Origin of the sequence: Proteiniclasticum sp. C24MP, from assembly GCF_043951855.1 — a bacterium.
In the GTDB taxonomy this organism is placed as follows: Bacteria; Bacillota; Clostridia; order Clostridiales; family Clostridiaceae; genus Proteiniclasticum.
Window position 1 is genome coordinate 13,572 of the sequence record NZ_JBINJW010000004.1, and the last position, 23,247, is coordinate 36,818.

A 23,247-nucleotide genomic window follows, 5' to 3' on the forward strand; every position below is an offset into this window, starting at 1 on the left:
GTTATATAAGATAGGCTATACAGCCCATTTTCTGTTGGAGGTGAAAGAAACGGTGATCCATTTGTCTGTCTTGATGGGAGTCAGCCTTCTCTCCAGTTCTTCCCGGATCTTATCCTGCTCCTTGATGGTCTGGACCAGAGAGTGTTCATCCACGATAAAGTCTATTTCCATTCGAAGCAGCTTTCTTCTCTTTGTCACACGGAGGAAGGATTCCTTCATCTTATACTTTTCTTCGATTTCTGCAATCAGCTCACTTAGCTTATTTGCAAGTTCTCCTTCGGGAGACATGCCCAGAACATCTCTTAAAGCCATCTTGATGGAGACGAAAGGCACCTTGGCAAAGCTTGCGGCCATGAGGATCACAATCATCGGGTCGATGTAGGGAAGAAGCCCTGTAAACACCTGATAGCGCTGCATAAGAAATACCAGAGCGAAGGTGAGGAGCACACCGAAACTTGCATAGGTGTCAAACAGCCACTGTGAGGATTCTGCAGTGAGGAGCATGGAGCTGTGCTTCTTTGATTTTCTCTTCAGATGCAGATACATGAAAAGACATGCAATGGATGAGAAAAGTGAATACAGAAGCGCCGTGTCTGTATCAACTGCTATGCCGCCTTGCGAAATGGTATAAGTGGCGTTGATGACGGATACGGAAAGTATGAGCAGGATGGCAGAGTATTTTACAATGACCACAAGGGGTTCCACAATGGACTTGCCAAAGGGGAATTTCTTCCAGTCGCTTTTTGCCATGAACCTGGCGGACGCCAGAGACAGGTAGGACAGAATCACACTGACGAGGGAATAGAGTCCGTCAAACATGATCATCTGGGATTTCGCCAGAAGCCCTGCGCTCACCCCTACAACAGAGAAAGCGATGGAGAGTATAACAGAATGAATCAATAATTTCTTTTCGATTTTTAGCGTCGACATGATACTTTTTGCGGTTTCCAAACTGATTTCTTGTGAGGTTCCGCACCCCTTGGAAATCCGCGGTCAGCACTCCTTTCATAATGTGATGAGATTGTTGGTTTTATATGGAATCTATGATTTCTGTTTTATTCAGGAAGTGATGGCTTCATAGATAAATGTTTTCAGCTGCTCTTTCGATCGGGTTTCCTGAAAGTTCTCCGTCTCCATGAGATAGACCTGCTCTGCACCATGTTCGAGTAAACCGATGATGAAGTTTGAGAGGTAGGAGAGATCAAAGGATTTCAGGATCAGGTTCTTTTCCCTGTAGAAGGACAGTTTCTCTGTGAGCCACGCATAGAAAGGGATATACAGGTTTTCCCACTCCTTGAAGGAGGAATAGTACGCTGTACCTGAATAGATGAATCCGATGAGCTTCTTGTGCTTCAGCGTCATCTCATACATGAGATCCGTGAGCAGAGAAATGAATTCCTTTAATGGAGTCTCCTCGTGGAGGGGAAGTGCTTGGGCTTCCTTCAGAATGTCCTCTATGATATGAGAAGCGATGCCCAGTACCAGTTCACTTTTGGACTGGAAATAGAGATAGAAGGTTCCTTGGGCGACACCTGCTTTTTTCACGATCTGGGAAACGGAGGTTTTTGAAAATCCGTTTTCACCCATGAGGTCCACGGCAGCCCATAGTATGGCTTCTCTCTTATTCAATGGTCATCAGATCTCCTTTCCTTATAAAATGAATGACTGTCAGTCATTTTCATCTAAGAATACCATGGATTCCGAAAAGTGTCAAATATCAAAGGTTTTCAGATGTGAACCAAGTCTAACATTTCTTTAAAGACTTTTGGAACCAGTAGTTATCAGAATCTTCAGATGCTATACTTAGTAGAAAGGAGTGTGAATTTTTATGGATTTATCAAGTCTACTGAATTCCGTCATGGGAAACGAGAAGATTTTGGAAGAACTGAGCAGAAAAGTGCAGGCGAGCCCTGATGAGGTAAGAAAGGCTGCAAGCCTTGGTGTTCCGACCCTGGTGGAAGCACTGGACCGAAATGCCAGAGAACCCCAGAGCAGAGAATCCCTGGCAAAGGCCCTGGAAGATCACAAAAATGACGATGTGGAGGATCTGGAAGGGTTCCTGAATCGTGTGGATGCCAATGAAGGAAATAGAATGCTGGATCATATCCTCGGAGAGAAGAAAGTGAAAGTGGAAGACAACATCGCGAGCAATTCAGGACTCGGCATTGGACAGGTTTCCGGGCTTATGTCCATGCTGGCACCGATTCTCATGGGTATGCTGGGAAACAAGAAGAAGGAAGAGAATGTCTCCAGCGGAAACATCAGCGATCTCACCGGTTCTCTTGGAGGACTTCTGGGGGGCGGCGGCATCATGGATATCGCCAAGAACATGCTGGATAAGGACAAAGACGGCAGCTTCATTGATGATCTCATGGGCGGACTCTTCGGAAAGAAATAAAAGAAAGAAATAGAACAGAAGAAAGACGAACCTTCTAGAAAATCAAGGCATAGTTCAGCAAGTAGCTGAACTATGCCTGTTTTTCTGTGCACAACTTCATGAAGAGGAAGAAAAATTATCTTATTTTCGTTTATAATGAAGACGAGGTGTCATGATGAAGGAAACAGATATGTATGGAGCCATAAAGAAATATTTTGAAGAGCAGGGATTCAAGGTGAGAAGTGAAGTGAGAGACATCGATGTGGTGGCAGAGAAGAAAGATCTTCTTGTGGGCATCGAGATGAAGAAGGGGCTCACCATAGAGCTTCTGACCCAGGCCGCGCTTCGGCAGAAGACCTGCGATCTGGTATACATGGCAGTACCGAAACCAAAGCGCATCGTGAAGAACAGGAACATGAACAACATGCTGTATCTTCTCAAGAGGATGGAGCTGGGGCTTCTCTATGTGGATGTGGAAAAAGTGGAGATTCTGGAAGTCCAGGAACCTGCGTTCTACGATCTGGATCGTGGGCGTCGGGCCAAGATGAAGGAGAAGCTGCGCATTCTGAAGGAAATGAAGAAGCGAAGCGTCGATGGGAATAAGGGCGGGTCCAGAGGAAAGAAGCTTCTCACTGCCTACAGGGAGGATTCCTTACGAGCTGTGGCGCTGATCCGGTTGAAGGGAGTGGTTTCGCCGAAGGAGCTGAAAGAGCTTGGCATCAATCATACGCTGCTTTCCAGGAATTACTACGACTGGTTCATCAAAGTGGACCATGGGAAGTACAGCTTGAATGGAGTGCATCCGGACCATGAAACCTATGGGCAGCTCATTGAGCACTTCGTGAATGAATATAGGAATCTGGCTGAACTTTAATATATTAATATATACAGCATGTTGGATAGATAGAAACAGTTAACCGGCTTAAGAAAAAAAAGAAAAACCGAAAATATTGCAAGAAAAGTTAGAAAATTCTTTTCAGGGGGTTGTAATCCGAAAAGAGTTCGTATATTATGAAATAGGTTACAGACGATTTGTGTGTAATTTAATTTAGCAAAGGAGGTCACGAAAATGATGAACAGTACAGTATTTGTAAAAATGAATGCACTTTATCTCGTAGACGCTATCGCTGCGCCTAATTTTAAGGATATGATAATAGAAAAAGTTTGTGACCTGAATAGGAGTCTCACCCTATAGCCTTTGCATGACAAAAGCGTATAGAATCTGAGAAACCACAGGTTGCGACCTGTGGTTTTGTTGTATGAAATTATAATTTCTTATGGTTTCATGCATTTCTGAAAATGAAATGAAGGACAAGTGGATCCCTTGTCTTTAAACAGAACACGCAGGTACTGCGTGTTTTTCTATTTTATGAAACTTCCATCACTCGTAAGAATCGACAGAAAAAAAGTGAGGTGTTGATACACATGAAGAAATTATTCGGATATTTAAAGGGCTACGGAGGACCATTCTCCCTGGCCATCATTGCAATCATACTGGCAACGGTGATGCAGCTGTCTGTGCCTATACTCATCAAGTATGCCATCGACTCCATCATCGGAGATGTGGAGCCTGGAAGACTGCAGTTTCTCATGGATGCATTCGGGAAAAACCTTGGTGGGGTGGTACTCATCATCGTGGTCATGAGCCTTCTAAGAGGAGTGTTCATGTTCCTGAAAGGTTATCTTTCCAGCTTTGCGGCTGAAAACATCGCCAAGGACATCAGAGAGAAGCTCTACACCCAGATCCAGTATATGACTTTTGAAAGACATACAAGAAAAGAGACAGGAGACATGGTGCAGAGATGCACCTCGGATGTGGAAACCATCCGAAGATTCCTGGGTGTTCAGGTGGTGGACCTTGGAAGAATCATCTTCATGCTGGGGTTCACACTGGTCATCATGTCCACGCTGAATGCGGAGCTGACGCTCTACTCCATGATCATGATTCCAGTACTCTTTCTCTTCAGCTACATCTTCTTCACGAAGATCCAGAAGACCTTCAAGAAGTCCGATGAAGCGGAAGGAAGACTGACCACCGTACTTCAGGAAAATCTTTCCGGTGTTCGTGTGGTGAGAGCCTTCGGACGGGAAGAACATGAAATCGACCGTTTTGAGGAAGTGAACGCAAGTCACAAGAACATCACCTATAAGCTCATCGAAACCCTGGCGGTTTTCTGGGCATCCTCAGATTTTCTGACGCTTCTCCAGAACGGAATCGTTCTGGTTGTAGGTGCAGGAATGGTCATTCGAGGAGAGCTTACCATCGGTACGCTCACCGCCTTCATCACCTATGTATCCATGCTCCTCTGGCCGGTGAAGCAGCTGGGAAGACTCCTCTCCGAGTTTGGTAAGACCACCGTGTCCATCGGACGTATCGAGGAAATACTCAGTGAAGAGATCGAAGTGGACCAGCCCAATGAGGGAGAACCTGAAATCTACGGGAACATCGCTTTCAGAAACGTATCCTTCGGTTACGATGAGCATCAGAAGGTGCTTTCGAATGTGAGCTTTGATCTTCCGGTGGGCGCCACCCTTGGTATCCTGGGTTCAACAGGGTCCGGTAAATCCACGCTGGTACATCTTCTTCAGAGACTTTACGACTATGAAGGAAGCATCAGGATCGACGGACATGAACTGAAGGACATAAAGAGAGGCTGGATCCGCAAAAAGATCGGTCTGGTTCTGCAGGAACCGCATCTCTATGCCAAGACCGTGAAGGAAAACATCGGCATCACCAAGAGAAGCTACAAAGAAAAAGAGATTTTCGATGCAGCCAAGGCGGCATCGATCCACAGCAATATCCTGACCTTCAAGGAAGGATATGACACCATCATCGGAGAGAAGGGAGTTTCCCTGTCCGGTGGACAGAAGCAGCGTATCGCCATCGCCAGAACCATCATTGATTCGGACAAGAGAATCCTGATCTTCGATGACAGCCTGAGTGCGGTGGATACGGAAACGGATATGCGCATCAGAAATGCGCTGAAATCAAGAAGCAAAGACATCACGACGCTGATCATCAGCCATAGAATCGCAACCCTTGCGGAAGCGGACAACATCATCGTTCTGGACGAGGGAAGAATTGTACAGATGGGCACACACGAAGAGCTCATCCGCGAGGACGGACTCTACAAGAGAATCTGGGACCTTCAGCAGATGGCTGTATAAGGATCAGTCGGCACCTATAGGAGGGGATCCGAAATGGAAGAACAAAAAGAAATGAAGCTTAAAGTGGATAAGAAGATCTGGAAAGAGATGTTCCACTACTTTAAGGTATTTAAAAAAGATTTTATCATCCTGGTCAGTTTCATGGTTGCCCTGGCGGCAACTGACATCACCTTTCCGCTGCTGACAAGATATGCCATTGACAATTTTGTTGCGGATGGGGATTATGCAGGTCTGACCAGAGTGGCTTTCCTCTATGTGGGGCTTGCCATCGCACTGGCACTCATCGTGCTTCTGTTTATCCGCCGTGCGGGTAAGCTGGAAGTGGAGATCCAGTACAAACTGAGAAAAGACGCCTTCAGAAAACTGCAGCGTCTGTCCTTCAGCTATTACGACAAGAATGCGGTAGGATGGATGATTGCCAGAACCACGTCCGACGCCCAGAAGATTGCGGAAACCGTAGCCTGGGGTGTTGTGGATCTGGTATGGGGAGGAACCATGATGCTGGGCGTTTCCGTGGTCATGCTTGTGATCAACTGGAAACTGGCTCTGGTGACACTTCTCACCATTCCGATACTGGCGTTCATCAGTGTCTTCTTCGAGAAGAAGATGCTGGTATCCTACAGAAATGTGAGAAAAATAAACTCCAGAATCACTGGGCTTTTCAATGACGGCATCGTGGGGGCGAAGACCACCAAGACGCTCGTGAGAGAAGAGCTGAACATCGAAGAATTCAGCGAAGAAACCCACAACATGAAGAGAACCTCCATCCGGGCGGCAACGCTGTCCGCTGGATATCTGCCCATGACGCTGTTCATTTCAGCGGTAGGAACGGTTCTGACACTGTTCTTCGGAAGCAACATGCTTATGGGTGGGGCGCTGACCTATGGTACCCTGGTCCTTTTCATCACCTATGCCAGACAGTTCTTTGACCCGGTTCTTGAACTTGCCCGAATCTACACTGAAATGATCAGTGCACAGGCGGCAGCGGAAAGAGTCATGGGACTTCTCAATGAGAAGGAAGAGATTGTGGACGACATGGTGGAAGAAAAAGAAGACTATGGAACCATCAAAGGGGATGTGACCTTCGAGAATGTGAACTTCTACTATAAGGAAGGAGAATATATTCTGAAGGACTTCAACCTCAGCGTGAAAGCCGGAGAGACCATCGCTCTTGTGGGAGAGACGGGATCCGGAAAAAGCACCATCGTGAACCTGGCCTGCAGATTCTATGAACCTACAGGTGGAAGAATCCTCATCGATGGGGAAGATTACAAGAAAAAGCCTCAGAAATGGCTTCATTCCAACATCGGATATGTGCTCCAGGCACCGCATCTATTCAGCGGCAGCATCAAGGAGAATATCCGCTACGGTAAACTGGATGCCACGGACGAGGAAATCATGGAAGCGGCCAAGGTGGTTCGTGCCCATGACTTCATCATGAAGCTGGAACACGGATATGACACGGAAGTCGGAGAAGGGGGAGGCATGCTTTCCACCGGTGAAAAGCAGCTGGTCTCATTTGCCAGAGCCATCATCGGAAAACCAAGGCTGTTCTTCCTGGATGAGGCGACCTCATCCATCGACACGGAATCCGAAGTGAAGATCCAGAAAGCCATTGAAGAAGTGCTGCAGAACAGAACCAGCTTCATCGTGGCCCACAGACTGTCCACCATCAGAAGTGCCGACAGAATCCTTGTCATAGACAAGGGAGAAATTCTGGAAGCAGGTACCCATGAAGAGCTTCTCAAGAGAAGAGGACATTACTATGAACTCTATACCAACCAGTTCATGGAAGAAGTGGGTATGGATGTACTGAAGAAAAAGAAGAATGCAAGCTGATGACACTGAAATCAGAAGGAACGAGAATGGGATCCTTTGTGGCAGTAAGTGAAATAAAGGATGCATTCCGATAGAATCAGAATAGATCCAAACACAGGCTAATGGAGCATGAAATGCTTCAACAGGAAAATGCAGGTAAGAACCTGATTGCAAATAGAATAAAGAATCTGTACCCCGGTTTTATTATTGGATAAAACTGGGGTACAATGTTTTTATATGAAGAACCGAAAAGAGTTCAATGTGAAGAAAGATCAAAGAAGAAAAAGAGGAGGAAGAGCCATGCGTATTGCAGTACTGCTAGAAAATGATAAAGTGAAGGATCGCGATGAACTTCTCTCTGCCCATGGAGTGAGCTTCTATATTGAAAGCATGGGCAGAAAGATGATTTTTGATTTCGGACCTGATGCGCGTTTTCTTGAGAATGCCAGAATGATGAACATTCCTCTGGAAGAGGTGGACCTGGCATTTCTATCCCATGGCCATCAGGACCATGCAGGAGGCATCCCCGCATTTCTCAAGGTGAACAGCAAGGCGCCCATCTATGCCCATCCCAAAGCCATGGATAAGCATTATTCCCGACAGGAGAACGGAATCATGAAGGACATCATTACACCGGAAGAGGTTTCTGGAAGCAGCCGCTTCATTCTGGTGGAGGGGATAACGAGACTTGATGCGCATCTCACTCTGATTTCACAGATCACAGGTGAAGAGATGATGCCGCCCGGCAATGAAACCCTCTATATGCGGGAAGGAGAAGAGTACCTTCGTGATGATTTCAGGCATGAGCACAACCTTCTTCTGGAAGAGGAGGGAAAGCTCTTTCTCATCATCGGATGCGGACACAGAGGGGTGGTGAATCTGGTGGAAACGGTAAAAAAGATCAAAGGAAGATATCCTGACCATGTCATCGGCGGTTTTCATATCAAGAAGCCCAGCAAGATTCATCCCGATGAGACCTTTGTGCCGAGACTGGGCGAAAAGCTGAAAGAGACAGGAATACAGTATCACACCTGTCACTGCACGGGTCAGAAGATGTATAGAAAGCTCCAGGAGACCATGGGTGCCCAGGTGGACTATCTTGTCACAGGAGAAGATCTTACGCTGTAGTACCGGGGGAGGCTCGGAGGCAACCATAACTTGAAGAGGCATAAAAGCTCCGAAGACCTGTCTTCCTACAGACAGGCCTTCGGAGCTTTTCATTGCAAAGAGTTTTTCAGGGAAACCTTCAATCAGAGACCGGACAGGTCATATCTGCCGGTGGAGATCTCCCACAGATAAAGGGAAGCCAGAGTGCCGTAAGGGGAGAATCTCTTCTGGTATTCACGGAAGAGATCCTTTGAGATTTCCTCATGACCGTAAAGAATCATGAGACCACGACGGATGGCAAGATCGCCAAAACTCAGGATGTCTTTTCTTCCCATGGAGAAGATCATGATCATTTCTGCTGTCCAGGGGCCGATGCCGTTCAAGGTGACGAGAGTATCTGCCACTTCCTGATCTTCCATGTCCCAGAGGGCATCAAGATCCACGATGTTTTGATAAATCTTTTCGGCGGTTTTCCTGATGTAGGTGGCTTTTCGCATGCTGATGCCAAGGGCCTGAATTTCTTCAAGAGTGGCTTCATGGAGTTTCAGAGGGGTGATCTCACCGAAGTGGGCAAGGAATCTTTTCCAGACCGTATCCGCTGCCTTCATGGAAATCTGCTGACCGACGATGTTATTCATGAGGCTTCTGAAAAGATCGTCATCCACTTCTCTCTCATAGAGAGGGACCCGCTCCATGGCTTGGCCGAGAATCCTGTCCTTGGCTTTAAGGCCTTCATATTCTTCCGGGGTAAATGTGAGCATCGGCATGATTTTCTCCTTTATGTGCGGATGTGCAGGGCAATTTCCTTCTGGTTAACCCTATTATAGGACGGATCGCTTCTCAGGAAAAGAAAAAAGATGAGATGAAATTCCGGATCGAGATGGGGTGGGTCTGGTATCATGGAAGAAAACGGAGGAAAGACTGGAAATATAGATGTATATAAAAAAATCTCACACAAATATAGTCTGGAAATAAAGGGTTTGAGCAGCCTGCAAGGAATAAAGAATATAGAGAAGTATTGCTGAAGTAAAGCGCAACGGGCTGGAGGGAACTATGAGAGAAATTTTTATCGCGGACGAAAGCAGAAGGTTCAAATGGATTCATCTGCTGATTATAGGATTTGGGTGCATTGTGATCTATTTCATGGATGTGCAGTATGATTTCAGTTACTGGGAGAGAGCGGGCGTGAAGATCATTCTCTTTCTTGTGATTCCCCTGGTCTATGTATGGTTCATGCCGAGAACGGATCTTTTTTCCATCTTCAGGCAGAGAGAGAAAAGCGGGGGCTTCAGAAAATCCATCCTGCTGGGTGTCATGGTCTATTTCGGGCTCCTGGTGCTTTACATACTGCTGAAAGACCTGATTCATCTGGGCACCATTGAAGCGTCCATGGCAGAGAACATGATGATCACAAGAGATAATTTCATTGCGGTGGCACTGTATATTTCCTTCATCAATTCCTTTCTGGAAGAGTTCTTCTTCAGAGGCTTCGCATTTCTGAAACTGAAGAAGAAGACGGGAAGACTTGCTGCCTATGGCATCAGCTCCATAGCCTTTTCCATCTATCACTTTTCCATCATTGACGGATGGGTCAGTCCGCTGCTGACGGTACTTGGTCTTGCAGGGCTTTTTGCCAGCGGCATGTTCTTCAACTTCATCAACGAAAAGAACGAGAATATCTGGAACAGCTACATGGTGCACATGTTCGCGAACTTCGCCATCAACACCATCGGGCTTCAGATGTTCGGCATCATTAATCTTCCGTTTCTCGCTTAGAGGGGGTACCTGAAATGACAATAGAAGAGCTGAGGGAAAAGCTTGAAGAGAAAAGCAGTGAGGAGAATCGCTTCCATATGGAAAAGTATATGCGGAATCAGTTTTCCTTTCTGGGGGTCAAGACCCCGGAAAGAAAGGACGTCATGAAGGGGTTTCTGAAGACCTATGATGGATTTCATCTGGAAGATGCGGAGAGGCTCTACTTGGAAAAGGAAAGAGAGTTCAAGTACTGCGCCATTCAGCTCATGACAAAGTATGTCGGGGAGCTGAGACATGAAGATACGGAGAGGATTCTAAGTCTGGCCCTGACGGAGCCCTGGTGGGACACCATAGACAGCATCGGACCTTCGGTCCTTGGGCCCATGGCCCTTGAGGATGACAAGGTGAAGAAAGCCCTGCAGAGCCTCATCTATGAAGAAAACATCTGGCTGAAAAGAATTTCCATTCTTTTTCAGCTGAAATACAAGGAGAAAACGGATGAAACGCTTCTGACGGAGGCCATCGTGATGAATGCGGATACAAGGGAATTCTTTGTGGACAAAGCCATAGGCTGGGCTCTGAGAGAATACTCCAAGACGAATCCGGAGTTTGTGAGAGCATTCATCGGCCAATACAGGCTTTCTTCTCTCAGTGTGAGAGAATGCAGCAGATATATATAATGTGGTAAAATAAGAGTAACGTGATGAAAGCGGTTTAGGACCGACGAATAGGATAGGGTGGAGGAATCTATGGCGGTAAGCAGGGAAAAAGAGATTGTAGTGGATAAAGACATAAAAGAGGTGTTTTCAGTCATCGAGAATGAGTTCAGAAAGAAGACGGAAACCGTTATGGAAGAAAGGGAACTTCTGGATGATACAGGAACTTTCAGAATTCTGTTCAAGAGAAGTGTATTGTCCAACGGAGAGTATCTGGATGTGACCCTCGAAAAGACGGAAGAGGAAAAGACCAGAATTTCCATGGTGTCCAGATCCAAAGTGGAAAAGACTGTACACGACTGGGGAAAGAACGATAAAAATATAAGGCTCATACTAGAGCTGATGGGAGTTGTACCGAAACGTGAAAAGAAGGGAGTATATTACCCGGGACGAAAGTGAGATCATGAAGGAGCTTTCGGACCTTCAGAAAAAAGTGACCAGAGAGAATGGGACAGAAATGCCTTTCAGAAACGAATATGATCAGAATTTCGAAGATGGCATCTATGTGGATCTGTATACGGGAGAGCCGCTTTTCTCCAGTCTTGACAAGTACGATGCGGGATGCGGATGGCCAAGCTTCACGAAGCCCATCGAGAAGCGCATCATCAAGGAAAAAGCGGATTTCGAATTCGGCATGCATCGGATCGAAGTGCGCTCTAAAGCATCGGATGCGCATCTGGGTCATGTTTTCACAGATGGACCCAAAGACAAAGGCGGACTGCGATACTGCATCAATTCCGCTGCCATGCATTTCATTCCCAAAGAGAAGCTGAAGGAAGAAGGATATGAAGAATACCTCAGTCTTTTTGAAGACAAGGAAAAATAGAGGACTATGACGTTTCCTGAAATAGACAGACATAAAGTGAGGTGGAAAGAATGAGGAACATACTCATTGTGGAAGATGAGAGAAGACTCGCCAGGTTCATGGAGCTGGAACTGACCCATGAAGGGTACAATGTGGACATTGTATCCGATGGACAGACTGCGCTGATGAATCTCATGAACAAGGACTATGATGTGATGCTGCTGGATCTGATGATTCCCATCGTAGATGGAATCGAAGTCACAAAGCGTGCCAGAACCTTTACGGATATCCCCATCATCATGCTCACCGCAAGAGACGGTCTGGAAGACAAGGTGAAGGGGTTTGACATCGGAGCAGATGAATACATGACCAAACCTTTTGAAATGGAAGAGCTTCTTGCGCGCCTTCGCGCACTCTTCCGCAAGAGCGAAAAGAAGCCGGAGGAAACGAAAGTCCTCCAGTTCAAAGGCCTGAGCTTAAACAGAGACACCTATGAGGTTCATCGGGACGGAGTCAAGAAAGAGCTCACGAAGAAAGAGTTCGATCTTCTTGCCTACCTTCTGGAGAACCAGGGGATTGTGCTCACCCGAGAGAAGATTCTCAATAATGTATGGGGATTTGATTTCGAAGGGGAGACCAATGTGGTGGATGTCTATATCAGGTTTCTTCGTAGCAAGCTGGATGACGGATATGAGGATAAGCTGATCCATACCGTCAGAGGTGCAGGATATATCATTCGGTAGGAGAGAGAAATGAAGAGACTGAAATTATCAACGAAGATCACCTGGAACTATGCCATCATCTTCACCAGTATTCTTCTGATCATCAACCTGGCCGTCTTTTTAAGCACGCAGTTCTACAACAGGCTCAGTGCTGGAAATGAAGTGGAAGTGCTTCTTACATCCATAGAGAATGAAATCATGGAGGGAACGGAAGTGACTGGGGAGAAGCTGAGAAGTCTTGGTGCGGTTTCTCCCTTTTTCGTTCGTATGGAAGAAGGGGATGAAATCACAACTTCCACGACACAGTTCAGCATCGTGGAAAGAGGGGACAGCTATGTCCTTCTGAAGGATTTCGATAAAGGACGCGAAGAGTCGGATAAGCTCATTGTGTCCAGAAAGAGAGTGGCAGGGCCTTCCGGCGTTGTGGATCTTCTGGTTCTGAAAGACCTGTCCGTGTTTTCCTTCATGAACTCGGTGACCCTTGTGACGCTTGTGATCGCCTCCATTCTGGGTATCTTCGTGAGCTATGTGGTGGGGTATTTCATCTCCAGGCAGAGTTTCACCCCTATCATCAGCATGACGAAGTCTGCAGCAGCCATCGGACCTGGAAACATCCATGACCGTATTGAGGAGCCGGATGTCAGGGATGAGCTGAAGGAGCTTTCCCATACTTTCAACGGACTGCTGGACCGTCTGGATGATGCTTATTCCAAGCAGGCGAAGTTTGTGTCGGATGCATCCCATGAACTGAGAACGCCTCTGACGGTGATCAAAGGCTACAATGATCTTCTCATGAGATGGGGAAGAGATGATGCGGAAATACTGGATGAAGCCATCCAGGCGATTCGTGCGGAGACGGACAATATGAGCATGCTGGTGGAAAATCTTCTCTTCATCGCAAAAGGGGAGAACAAGAAGATGAAGCTGGATCGCACTACCTTCAGTCTGAAAGCGCTCCTTAAGGAGACGGCCAAGGACTCGGAGCTCAGTGTTCCTGATCGGGATTTTGAAGTGCTGTCGGATGAGTTCACCGTTTCACAGGACCGAAGGATGATCAAGCAGCTTCTGCGGATCTTCATCGAGAACAGTGTGAAGTTCACGGGGCCTGATGCGAAGATCACCCTGAAGGCGGAAGACCATGAGGACTTCTACAGGCTGCATGTCATAGATGACGGAGAAGGAATCGCTGAGGAGGATCTCCATCAGGTTTTCGAACGCTTCTATGTGGCGGATAAAGCAAGAACCAAGAACAAGGCGGGTTCGGGACTGGGTCTTTCCATTGCCAAGTGGATCGTGGAAACCCATGGGGGAACGCTGGAAGCGAAAAGCAGACTGGGAGAAGGCACCACCATGACTGCCACTTTTCCGAAAAACGGAGAAAAGAACGACTCCTTGGAAATACCACCGGATTCAGACAGTTCAGTGTAAATGAAAAAGCCTCTATCGTTTCCGATAGAGGCTTTTGAACGTACTGTCTTGTTAATTCTGTGATTTTCTGACTGGCGCTTTTGATTTCTTCACGCCTCTCTTTCTGGTTGAGGTTTTCACAGTTACGTAGTAGATGAGCTTTCTGGTGGAGGACTTGATGACTCTCCACATGACCTGCAGTACAAAACCGGCTATGATGGACAGCAGAATTCTCATATAGAAATCGTAGTAGGGGTCCACATCTGTCAGGTCATAGATGTATATATCCCATTTCTGAAAGAAAAAGAGAATCTGCGATCCGATGATTCCGAGAGTCATGACCCTTGCGATGATGGGAAGATTCATGAAGAACAGAATCACGATGATGAGTCCCAGTGCTCCATACAGGAACAGATAGCTGTCAAAGAGACCTGGTATCTGCTTGAAATCCAGAAGGCGCAGAGGGTCCCAGTTATAGGTGTAGACTTCTCCCACTGCATGGACGATGAAGAACAGGACCGTGGGAATCAGCCTTGCCAGAAATGCCTGGATAAACCAGATTGTTTTCCAAATATATTTCATTATTTTCCTCCAAAAATTCATGTCTATCATTCATTATATCACGAGAAAAAGCCGGATTAAAGATGTGGGGGCCAGGGAATGTGATTATATGCCTGACTGCGTGCCCGATCCGTCCGGATACTCATATTCTAGAAGATTATAGACTAAACTTTATGGTTTTACCATGATTATTTCTTGAAAATATCCTTAATTCCATGAAAAAAGGGCAGCTTCCGTGGAACTGCCCTGGGTATACGAGATTATCTGGATAACATCTCTTTGCTCTTTCTGCGCCACAATGTGAGGAGAATGAACCAGATGGCGTAGATGAGAAGTACCACAAGAAATGCGATCAGCCGCTCACGGTCGCTTCCGTCTGCAATAAGTATCGGGCCGATGCCGAAGAAAGTGATCAGAAGAAACAGGGAGACAAATACAATATCCACAATTACTTTTACAGCTTTCATGTTTTTCACCGCTTTCAAGAGTATTCTTTTCTTTCATTATAGTATAGAATCCGGGAATTTTAAAATTTTCAGGTGAATTATTCATGTAAACCTCAATATTATGTTAAAATGACTATGTCTTAAGAGGAATTTAAAGTAATTTATATAAGATAAACTATAACAATGGCTAAATGCCAAATGAAGGGAATGTATGACATGAGATTTTTAGACAAACTGGATAGATTCGTGGCCAGATTCGCCATCAGAGACTTGATGAAGTATATCATGATGGGATCGTTTCTGGTTTTCATTGTGGATATGGCTTCCAACGGACTGCTTTCTCAGATGCTCTTTTTCAACAGAGAACTGATTCTGCAAGGTCAGATCTGGAGGGTCATCACGTTCATCTTTATACCGGGCTCCAGCAGCTTCTTTGTACTCATCAGCCTGTTCTTCTACTACTATATCGGGAGAATACTGGAAATGGCCTGGGGAACCACAAGATTCAACACCTACTACTTCATGGGACTGTTCTTCACCATCCTGGTGGGCTTTGCCATAGGGTTTACCACAACCATGTATCTGAATATGACGCTGTTTCTGGCTTACGCCAGCACATTCCCTGACTCTCTGGTGAACATCTACTTCATTCTTCCTGTGAAGGTGAAGTATCTGGGGTACATCTATGCGGCCACGGTGCTTTTCCAGTTCATCACATCAAACTGGGTCGTAAGAATCATTATCATCATTTCACTTCTGAACTTCTTCATCTTCTTCGGTCCGGGGTTCATGAAGGACAGAAAAAGAAAAAGCAAGACCCAGCAGATGAGAAGAAACATCGAATCAGCCAAGCTGACCACCCGAGTGAGCACCATACATAAGTGCACCGTCTGTGGCATCACGGAGAAGGACGATCCGAATATGGAATTCAGATTCTGTTCCAAGTGTGAAGGAAACTATGAGTATTGCGAAAAGCATATCAGGAATCATGAGCACAAGACGAAAATCATCAATATGGAAGACAGAAGATAAAGTTTAGTAGTTACTGGAACTACACATACTATCAATGTAATTTTCAGGTTAAGAGTATATTGATAATATGCTAATTTTCTTGATAATTATTGATTTTATTACCATATTTTTATAAAATAAATATGTGATATCGGAAACGGTATCCATGAGATGAAGCGGGATGGAGCCGTTGACGAGGGGGTATTCCCTGCAATCTGTTCCATTGCCAAAGTAGTCTCAAATTACGAGCCTGGCCTTATGCCAGGCCGTAAAATAAGCGCAGATGCGCTTATTTTTTTTAGGAAAACACCGATATGGAGAATACAGAATGATATGATTCATGGAAAATGATAGGGTCATCTATTTCTGAGGATCAGGTTTTCATGAATCACAGGAAAGGCATGGACAGGAACAAGGGGGAACAAGGTTAAATTGAGAAACAGATATCGTCTGATGGTAGTTGTGATTTCGGGCATCATGACACTGGCCATGATTTTCATTCATAAAGCATCCCATGAAAAAACCCAGGAAATATATACGAAGCAGATGGAAGAGATGGCCATCAATCTGAAAAAGGACTATCTGAAGGATACGGTGAACAATCTGATTCTGGAACTGGATACCCTGAAGGAAACGAAAACAAAGCTGTATCAGTTCAATACAGAGCAGCGACTGCGAAGGCTTCAGGATGAGAAGAATCTATCCGAGGAGGAGTTCATGGCATTTTATATCAGCAGATTTCAGGATGAGAATGATGCAGGGTTGTGGACGGCTGTTCTTTACTACAAGGATACAGAGGAGATTCTTTATGAGAATCTGCCAGAGGAGGAAGAGAACAGACCTGTCCTGGAGAAAATCGGGTCCTGCCTCGCTGCATCTGAAAGAGTGGAACATGGGAATCTCGTAGGCGTGTTCGGCGTCCATGAGGATTACATCGATGCGGTGGTCAAGGAGGAGATTCGTGAAGTGATCCATAAGCAGGAATTCTCCAATGATTCCTATATGTGGGTGAACGAAGTGCTTCAGTATGAGGGTGGCGAGAACTATGCCATCAGAAGGATTCATCCGAATCTCAAGGATACGGAAGGGAGCTATCTGTCCACCAGTATGGAGGATGCCCAGGGGAATTTCCCGTATCTTACGGAGCTGGAGGGAATCAGAGCATCCGGAGAGATCTTTTTCAGTTATCATTTCAAAAAGCTGAATTCGGACATCATTTCGGAAAAGATCACCTATGCAAAGGCGTATGAGCCCTATGACTGGATCGTCGCCATGGGCGTTCATCTGGATGACATTGAAGACAGAGTGGCCCATGTAAGTGCGGAAAGTGATGCGAGTCTGTCGGATAATATCGCACTATTTCTCATTTATTCCGTGATGGCCATCGCCATAGGTTTTCTGGTTCTCTACGTGGTCAATGAGAAATACTTCAGAAAATCCATGGAGAAACTGGAGAGTGAACTGAACGTTGATATTCTTACCGGTGCCGGCAGTCGCCGTTCCGGTGAGAATATGATGTCGCTTTACTTTGATAAATATCATGTCAGTGGCACTGCACCGGTGATTCTGATGTTTGACATCGATAATTTCAAACGTGTCAACGATGAGCATGGTCATGAAATCGGTGATCGCGTACTTGTGGAGGTGACAGGCAAGGTGAAGTCTGCACTGGCTGAGCGTGACGTCATCATCCGCTGGGGTGGCGATGAATTCATCTGTCTATTACATCAGGTTTCAGAGGCAGGAATCAGAACTTGCGTGAAACGGATTCAGGAAAAGGTCGATGAAATATCCATAGAAGCGGAGAAAGGGACTATCGGCGCTTCCATCTCCATAGGTACGACTCGATTCATCGAAGAAGATAGCGCCTATACCGATGCGGTGAAAAGAGCGGACCGGGCCATGTATCAGTCCAAGCGGCAGGGGAAATCCATGTGGACCAGTCTATGGAAATAGCGCGTGTTTGCGTATCCGCACTCTTCTGATACAGGACAGAATATATCTGAATGCTAGAGGCTGATTCCTTTTGGAATGGCCTCTTCTGCACGAAGCTCAGAAGAAAAGGAAGAGGGTCCAGTGGGATGGTCGGGATTTCTCCCAGAATTAATTGCGTTTTCCCTTTAAACCTGATACCTCAATAGCTTATAATAGAAATAATAGATTGCCTTTCAAGGAGGTACAAAAAATGCTGAAAAAATACGGCCTTTCTACAAGAGACAACAAGAAGGTGAAACTGAACCGTCTTGAAGTCACCGGGAATATCTGTGGAGAGTATATAGAATACACCATTTCCCAGGATTACAAGAACACGACAGGAGACAACATCGAAGGGGTCTACAGCTTTCCCGTGCCCACCACTTCCCTCATAACAGGGATAGAAGTGAATCTGGGTGGAAGAAATCTGAAAGCCATGGTGGAGGAACGCGAAGCGGTTCTCCGGACGCTGGAGGAAAGCAGAGAGGAAGGAATCAATACGCTCACGCTGGAACAGAAGGATGATGAATACTTTACCGTGACCATCGGCAATATTCTCCCCAACGAGAAAGTGAATCTTCGCATCAGCTACATGGATCAGCTGACCTATGAAGATGACACGCTTTCTCTGTATATTCCGTCGGTGGTGGATCCCATCTACTACACGGAAGATGAGGAGGAGGAAGAAGCGGAAGAAGTGGATTTCTATCTGTCCCTTCTGGTGGAGTCCTATTCGGAAATGGAATTCAAATCGCCAAGTCACAAGATCAAGGTGGAAAGAGAAGATGACACCTTATCCAAGATCACGGTGACAAAAGCCCAGACACTGGACCATGACTTCATTCTGACCATGAAGGAAGTGCATCCTCAGATTGCTGCAGGCATGGGCTACAGCTATTATGAAGATGAGATGGAGAAGTCCATTCTCATGCTGAAACTGGCGCCTGTTCTTCCAGACATTCCTGTGGAATATACCACCAACTATTCCTTCATTCTGGATACTTCCGTATCCATGGAGGGGTTCAAGCTGGAAGAGGCGAAAAATGCCGTGCTCATCGCGCTGAGAAGCCTGGATGAGGGCGATACGTTTAATCTCATCGCCTACAACGAGGAAGTGTACAAGTTCTCCAGCGGCGGCAAAGTGAAGTTCACCAAGGAAAACCTGGCTGCAGCCACAGAGTGGATCGAAGGACTCACCACAAGAGAAGGGGACTGCACCTTCGAAGCGGTGAAGGATGCCATAAGAGAAGCAGATGAAGAAGATGCAGAGTGCACCATTTTCCTCTTCACAGATGACAATGTCGTGGATGAGGATGAAGTGCTGGAATATGTGCGGACCAACATCGAAAACAACAGAATCTTCCCCATCGGCATGGATACGGAAGTGAACAGCTTCTTCATCAACAAGCTTGCTGAAGTGGGCAACGGAAGACCTGAATTCATCGATGAAGGGGAAAGAATCGATGACATCATACTGAGACAGTTCAACAGAATTCATAATCCGCAGCTGGATGTGACGGAGATCGATTTCGGAGACATGATCATTGAAAAGACCTATCCGGGAACCATCACCTACCTCTATGACAGAGAACCGTTCACCATCTTCGCCCTGGTGGATGGAAGCATCAGCGGCAGCATCGATATCAAGGGTGTGGTGGATGATGTGGACTATACCATGCACATCGACCTGGATAAGCTTGAAATCGAAGAGAACTCCAAGCTGATTCAGAAGGTGTGGGCAAGAAAGAGAATTGAGTCTCTGGTGGAGAAGGAAAGATTCGCACGCGGCGTGGAACAGGAACAGATCAAGGAGGAGATTCTTGAACTGTCCAAGGAAAATTCCATCATCTCGTCCGAAACCAGCTTCATGATGCTGGAGACCATGGAAGACCCTGTCATGGGTATCGGTCTCAACAGGATTGTGCCTATGGATATGACGGAATCCACCATGAAGAATCTGGCCAGAGGATACTTCCTTGATGAAGCGGCCTACAGCTTTGATGTGAACATCAGAGAGAAGATGGCAACATCGGGAATGACCCATAAAGAAGCGAAAATGGCCATCAAGTATGATCGTGACAATCTCCTGAGAGTACTGGCGAAGAACCAGCAGGCGGACGGATCCTTCCTGGATCTGGGTGAAGAGACGGAGGAGGAGATCCTGGAGACGACGTTAAGAAGTCTTCTGGCATTCCTGGTGGGTACGGAAACCACAGCCATCTATCTGAACAATGTATCAAAAGCGCTGAGATATGTCATGAACACACTGAAAGAGGATGAGAAGCTCATCACAGAAAGAAACTACATGCTCCTGCGCGTCGCTTATGACCTGGCGGAGAAGAAAAATCTCATCAAGGGCAAGACAAGAGACATCAAGGTGGATCTTGTGAGCAAGATTTCCGATCTGAAATACAAGGAATCCCTTGAAGAAGTAGGCGATCTTGTGACCAAGGCATCTCCAGTGCAGAAGAAATTCATCACAGCGGGTACACTGAACATCTCCAAATCCTACGTGGAAAATGCCCATGAGATCTTTGAGATGGACATCCGTTCCAACATCACAACCATCGCCAATATCGCCATAGCAAAAGCCTTATAGAGAGAATATCATGCGGAAACCTGGAACGCTACTGTGTAAGGACGATCCAGGTTTCTTCCCTTTGCACAGGAAATGAGGGTCAGCAGCAATCGCTTCGAAGCGATGAATTCATTTCTCTTTTCCTGCACCACAGGGAGTGATATGTTGTTTACAATTTCACCTATATGTAGTATTATTAGGTGTGTGATAGCACAATATATAGTGGATGGAGATGAGATCGAAATGCAGATGGAGCAGGTAATAGTGATGAAGAAAGACAAGACCATTGAAGCGTTTGATCAGAGAATCCTTGAGGATTCAGTAAAGGAAGTTTTTTCGGCTTCCGGAAAGGAAATATCCGTTTCCCAGATCGAAATGCTGACAGAAGAAGTGATGAAAAAGCTTCAGACCATAGGGAACGAGCTCTATGGAGAAGATATTCATTATGCGGTCATAGACATACTGGAAGAGAACGGCCATGATGAAGAAGCGGTTATCTACAGTGGAAGATAAGAATAGTTGAACTTCATATGCAAAGAAGACAGGGGGAACACTTGAAGCGAGTGTTCTTTTTTTCATGCCTGGAAACTGTGCAGTACTTCTTCGGTTCCATCATAAAGCAGATCCGGTGAGAGAGTCCGCTCTGAAGAAAAACGAGCATGTTGAGAAAGGTCCCTTATGCGGAAGCAGTTCAGCATAAGGGACCTTCTGGTTTTCGTTTTTTTTGGCATCCTCCATGTTTCGCTGTATCAGCGCCTGGAGAAATACGGATGCCTCAGCAGTCTTTCTGATAGCAGTGCGCCGAAGAGACACCACAGGGTATCCATGGGCAGGAAAAGAAGTGCACCATAGCGGATGGCGTCATAAAGAGCCATGGGTGTTCCTGTGAGGATCAGATTCTTCAGGAGATACAGATAGGAGACGCCGAATCCGTAGATCACCACAAGTCCCAGAAGAGCGATGAGGGCCAGTCTGAAGAATCCGATTCTTTCAAGTCTTTCTCTGAGCGCACCCATGATGCTGGCTGCGGCCATGAAGCCCAGGAGATAGCCGAAGGTGGGGGTGAAGATGTATCCGATGCCGCCACCGCCTGTAAAGACCGGTAATCCCATGAGTCCCAGAAGGACGTAGATCAGCTGCGCATAGAATGCCTTTCTGCCTAGAATCAGTGCAGAGATCACCACAAAGACGGTCTGCAGGGAAACAGGGACTACGCCTATGGGGATTCTTATGAATGCCCCTACGGCAGTGAGTACGGAAAAAATCGGAATTATGGCCAGGTCTCTGGTGCTGATTTTTCTCAGCGCTGTTTCATTCATTTCTTATCTCTCTCTTTCTTATGCTGATTTCTCCTGAATTTAAGGTCAGGGTCTTTCCTTCGGATTCGATGATCAGATGTCCTTTACGGCTGAGATCCATAAGTTTTCCGTAGGCGATCTCATTTCCGCGATGGATGGTGATCTCTTCTCCCAGATACAGCATTCTTTTCTTATACTTCCGAAGAAGTTCCTCCGGATTGTCCTTCGTCATGCGCAGATGCTCTTCAAGGCTTCTCAGCAGGTGGCCGATTATTTCGCTGCGTACGGATTTCTTTCCGGTGACCTGATAAAGAGAAGTGGCGATATCCTCCAGTTCTTCGGGAAAGCGCTCTGTATTGACATTGATGCCGATGCCTATGATGAGGCTGCTTAAGGTCCCGGACTCGAATTCGATGGTTCCCTCCGTAAGGATTCCCGATACCTTCAGTCCGTTCAGATACAGATCATTGACCCATTTGATGGCGGTTTCTGTTCCGCAGACCTTGTCCAGTGTTTCCGCGGTGGCTACGGCAGCGGCCAGGGTTGCCAGATCCGTATCATATTTCGTCAGCTCTTTCACCTTCAAAAGGGAGAGATAGATGCCCCCCTGGTCCTGGGAATGGAATGTTTTACCCAAACGTCCTCGCCCGCTGGTCTGAGTATTTGAGAGGACCACGGTATTGTCCGGAAGATCCTTGTGTTCTTTGATATAGGTATTGGTGGAAGGGGTCTCAGTAAGGATCAGTATATTGTGTGTGGAAGAGGATTCTCCCAGATGCATTCTGATTTCGCTTTCTGAAAGATGATCGCTTCCGAGCTCCAGAACATACCCTCTGTTTCGGATGGAAGTGATTTGGTGGCCCTCTTTTCGCAGGGCGTTGACGGATTTCCATATGGCGTTTCGCGATATGCCAAGCTTCGAGGACAGATCATTCCCTGAGAGAATCTTTCCCTTATGTTCTTCCAGCAGAGTCAGTATTTTATCTTTGCTCAAATTTCGATCACTCCTGTCGGTTTCCTATGGCTTCTTATACAGTCTTATTCCTGCATTGAGGAAAAGTTTTCACTTTCTTCAGTATAAGGATTTTGACATCCTGAGTCAACCTGATATGAAAACAAGGTTGACTCAAGGGATGTTGGCAGAGCACGCTGAATCTGATAATATACCCCTATAGGGTATAACTCTATATTCAATTTATAATCTGGAAAGTGAATAGAAGAATGAATCAGGTAACAATCTATACTACACCCACTTGCGTATGGTGCAATCGTGCAAAGTCCTATCTGAGAGAAAACAACATTTCCTTTGTGGAAAAGGATGTTTCAAGAGACCGTGCGGCTGCTACGGAAATGATCAATAAGACCAATCAGATGGGTGTACCGGTGCTGGACATCAACGGAAGCGTCATCATCGGCTTTGATCAGTATGGAATAAACAGACTGCTTGGTCTGTAAAGAGAACAGCTGAAGGATATTCGGAAAAACCGGATGTCCTTTTTTCTTT

Annotated in this window: 25 protein-coding genes; 18 read left to right on the forward strand and 7 right to left on the reverse strand. The window is 46.2% G+C overall.

From position 1 onward, the window contains the following. Positions 1–15: 15 nt before the first annotated feature. Positions 16–930, reverse strand: coding sequence for a cation diffusion facilitator family transporter (locus ACHAL6_RS04980; protein ID WP_395269140.1), 915 nt, complete (start codon positions 928–930; stop codon positions 16–18). Between the two features lie 129 nt (positions 931–1,059). After that, complete coding sequence (locus ACHAL6_RS04985; protein WP_395269141.1) at positions 1,060–1,629, reverse strand: TetR family transcriptional regulator; 570 nt, start codon at positions 1,627–1,629, stop codon at positions 1,060–1,062. Between the two features lie 199 nt (positions 1,630–1,828). Between ACHAL6_RS04985 and ACHAL6_RS04990 the strand changes: the two genes are divergently transcribed. The 6 genes from ACHAL6_RS04990 (at position 1,829) to ACHAL6_RS05015 (ending at position 8,491) form a co-directional block, all read left to right on the forward strand. Continuing rightward, positions 1,829–2,398, forward strand: a complete 570-nt coding sequence (locus ACHAL6_RS04990; RefSeq protein WP_395269142.1) for a DUF937 domain-containing protein — start codon at positions 1,829–1,831, stop codon at positions 2,396–2,398. Between the two features lie 151 nt (positions 2,399–2,549). After that, positions 2,550–3,251, forward strand: coding sequence for a DUF2161 family putative PD-(D/E)XK-type phosphodiesterase (locus ACHAL6_RS04995; protein WP_395269143.1), 702 nt, complete (start codon positions 2,550–2,552; stop codon positions 3,249–3,251). Between the two features lie 195 nt (positions 3,252–3,446). Beyond that, positions 3,447–3,572 carry a hypothetical protein gene (locus tag ACHAL6_RS05000; RefSeq protein WP_395269144.1) on the forward strand — a complete coding sequence of 42 codons (126 nt, stop codon included), beginning with the start codon at positions 3,447–3,449 and terminating at the stop codon, positions 3,570–3,572. A 230-nt stretch (positions 3,573–3,802) separates the two neighbouring features. Continuing rightward, positions 3,803–5,545 (forward strand): ABC transporter ATP-binding protein, encoded by a 1,743-nt coding sequence (locus tag ACHAL6_RS05005; RefSeq protein WP_395269145.1) that lies wholly within the window; start codon positions 3,803–3,805, stop codon positions 5,543–5,545. A gap of 33 nt (positions 5,546–5,578) precedes the next feature. Then, entirely contained in the window at positions 5,579–7,384 is a 1,806-nt protein-coding gene (locus ACHAL6_RS05010) for an ABC transporter ATP-binding protein (protein ID WP_395269146.1), read from the forward strand. 279 nt (positions 7,385–7,663) lie between these two features. Continuing rightward, complete coding sequence (locus tag ACHAL6_RS05015) at positions 7,664–8,491, forward strand: MBL fold metallo-hydrolase (RefSeq protein ID WP_395269147.1); 828 nt, start codon at positions 7,664–7,666, stop codon at positions 8,489–8,491. Positions 8,492–8,613: 122 nt separating this feature from the next. Here ACHAL6_RS05015 and ACHAL6_RS05020 read toward each other — a convergent pair whose 3' ends face one another. Continuing rightward, complete coding sequence (locus ACHAL6_RS05020) at positions 8,614–9,237, reverse strand: DNA-3-methyladenine glycosylase family protein (RefSeq protein ID WP_395269148.1); 624 nt, start codon at positions 9,235–9,237, stop codon at positions 8,614–8,616. Between the two features lie 132 nt (positions 9,238–9,369). Between ACHAL6_RS05020 and ACHAL6_RS05025 the strand changes: the two genes are divergently transcribed. The 7 genes from ACHAL6_RS05025 (at position 9,370) to ACHAL6_RS05055 (ending at position 13,896) form a co-directional block, all read left to right on the forward strand. Next, on the forward strand, positions 9,370–9,495 hold the full coding sequence (locus ACHAL6_RS05025; protein WP_395269149.1) for a hypothetical protein: 126 nt from the start codon (positions 9,370–9,372) through the stop codon (positions 9,493–9,495). 28 nt (positions 9,496–9,523) lie between these two features. Further along, positions 9,524–10,246 (forward strand): CPBP family intramembrane glutamic endopeptidase, encoded by a 723-nt coding sequence (locus ACHAL6_RS05030; protein ID WP_395269150.1) that lies wholly within the window; start codon positions 9,524–9,526, stop codon positions 10,244–10,246. 14 nt (positions 10,247–10,260) lie between these two features. Continuing rightward, entirely contained in the window at positions 10,261–10,905 is a 645-nt protein-coding gene (locus ACHAL6_RS05035; protein WP_395269151.1) for a DNA alkylation repair protein, read from the forward strand. 69 nt (positions 10,906–10,974) lie between these two features. Further along, positions 10,975–11,340, forward strand: coding sequence for a hypothetical protein (locus ACHAL6_RS05040; protein WP_395269152.1), 366 nt, complete (start codon positions 10,975–10,977; stop codon positions 11,338–11,340). Between the two features lie 4 nt (positions 11,341–11,344). Continuing rightward, positions 11,345–11,767, forward strand: coding sequence for a peptide-methionine (R)-S-oxide reductase MsrB (gene msrB / locus ACHAL6_RS05045; RefSeq protein WP_395269263.1), 423 nt, complete (start codon positions 11,345–11,347; stop codon positions 11,765–11,767). Between the two features lie 50 nt (positions 11,768–11,817). Further along, positions 11,818–12,489, forward strand: coding sequence for a response regulator transcription factor (locus ACHAL6_RS05050; protein ID WP_395269153.1), 672 nt, complete (start codon positions 11,818–11,820; stop codon positions 12,487–12,489). 9 nt (positions 12,490–12,498) lie between these two features. Beyond that, positions 12,499–13,896: an ATP-binding protein gene (locus tag ACHAL6_RS05055; RefSeq protein WP_395269154.1), complete on the forward strand. Its 1,398-nt coding sequence runs from the start codon at positions 12,499–12,501 to the stop codon at positions 13,894–13,896. A gap of 51 nt (positions 13,897–13,947) precedes the next feature. Here the strand turns inward: ACHAL6_RS05055 and ACHAL6_RS05060 are convergent, their stop codons facing one another. Then, positions 13,948–14,457, reverse strand: a complete 510-nt coding sequence (locus ACHAL6_RS05060) for a hypothetical protein (protein WP_395269155.1) — start codon at positions 14,455–14,457, stop codon at positions 13,948–13,950. 239 nt (positions 14,458–14,696) lie between these two features. Beyond that, positions 14,697–14,903, reverse strand: coding sequence for a DUF6954 family protein (locus tag ACHAL6_RS05065; RefSeq protein WP_395269156.1), 207 nt, complete (start codon positions 14,901–14,903; stop codon positions 14,697–14,699). 195 nt (positions 14,904–15,098) lie between these two features. Between ACHAL6_RS05065 and ACHAL6_RS05070 the strand changes: the two genes are divergently transcribed. The 4 genes from ACHAL6_RS05070 to ACHAL6_RS05085 all read left to right on the forward strand — a co-directional run bounded on the left by ACHAL6_RS05070 (position 15,099) and on the right by ACHAL6_RS05085 (position 20,958). Beyond that, positions 15,099–15,914, forward strand: a complete 816-nt coding sequence (locus tag ACHAL6_RS05070; protein ID WP_395269157.1) for a hypothetical protein — start codon at positions 15,099–15,101, stop codon at positions 15,912–15,914. A gap of 411 nt (positions 15,915–16,325) precedes the next feature. Continuing rightward, a complete protein-coding gene (locus ACHAL6_RS05075; RefSeq protein ID WP_395269158.1) occupies positions 16,326–17,849 on the forward strand; it encodes a diguanylate cyclase in 1,524 nt (507 codons plus the stop codon). Positions 17,850–18,078: 229 nt separating this feature from the next. Beyond that, positions 18,079–20,466, forward strand: coding sequence for a VIT and VWA domain-containing protein (locus ACHAL6_RS05080; protein ID WP_395269159.1), 2,388 nt, complete (start codon positions 18,079–18,081; stop codon positions 20,464–20,466). A gap of 183 nt (positions 20,467–20,649) precedes the next feature. After that, a complete protein-coding gene (locus ACHAL6_RS05085; RefSeq protein ID WP_395269160.1) occupies positions 20,650–20,958 on the forward strand; it encodes an ATP cone domain-containing protein in 309 nt (102 codons plus the stop codon). Positions 20,959–21,194: 236 nt separating this feature from the next. Here ACHAL6_RS05085 and ACHAL6_RS05090 read toward each other — a convergent pair whose 3' ends face one another. After that, positions 21,195–21,764 (reverse strand): biotin transporter BioY, encoded by a 570-nt coding sequence (locus tag ACHAL6_RS05090; protein ID WP_395269161.1) that lies wholly within the window; start codon positions 21,762–21,764, stop codon positions 21,195–21,197. Next, positions 21,757–22,737 (reverse strand): biotin--[acetyl-CoA-carboxylase] ligase, encoded by a 981-nt coding sequence (locus ACHAL6_RS05095; protein ID WP_395269162.1) that lies wholly within the window; start codon positions 22,735–22,737, stop codon positions 21,757–21,759. The genes ACHAL6_RS05090 and ACHAL6_RS05095 overlap by 8 nt, the downstream gene beginning before the upstream one ends. A 227-nt stretch (positions 22,738–22,964) precedes the next feature. Between ACHAL6_RS05095 and ACHAL6_RS05100 the strand changes: the two genes are divergently transcribed. Then, positions 22,965–23,198, forward strand: a complete 234-nt coding sequence (locus ACHAL6_RS05100; protein WP_395269163.1) for a glutaredoxin domain-containing protein — start codon at positions 22,965–22,967, stop codon at positions 23,196–23,198. Positions 23,199–23,247: the final 49 nt, after the last annotated feature.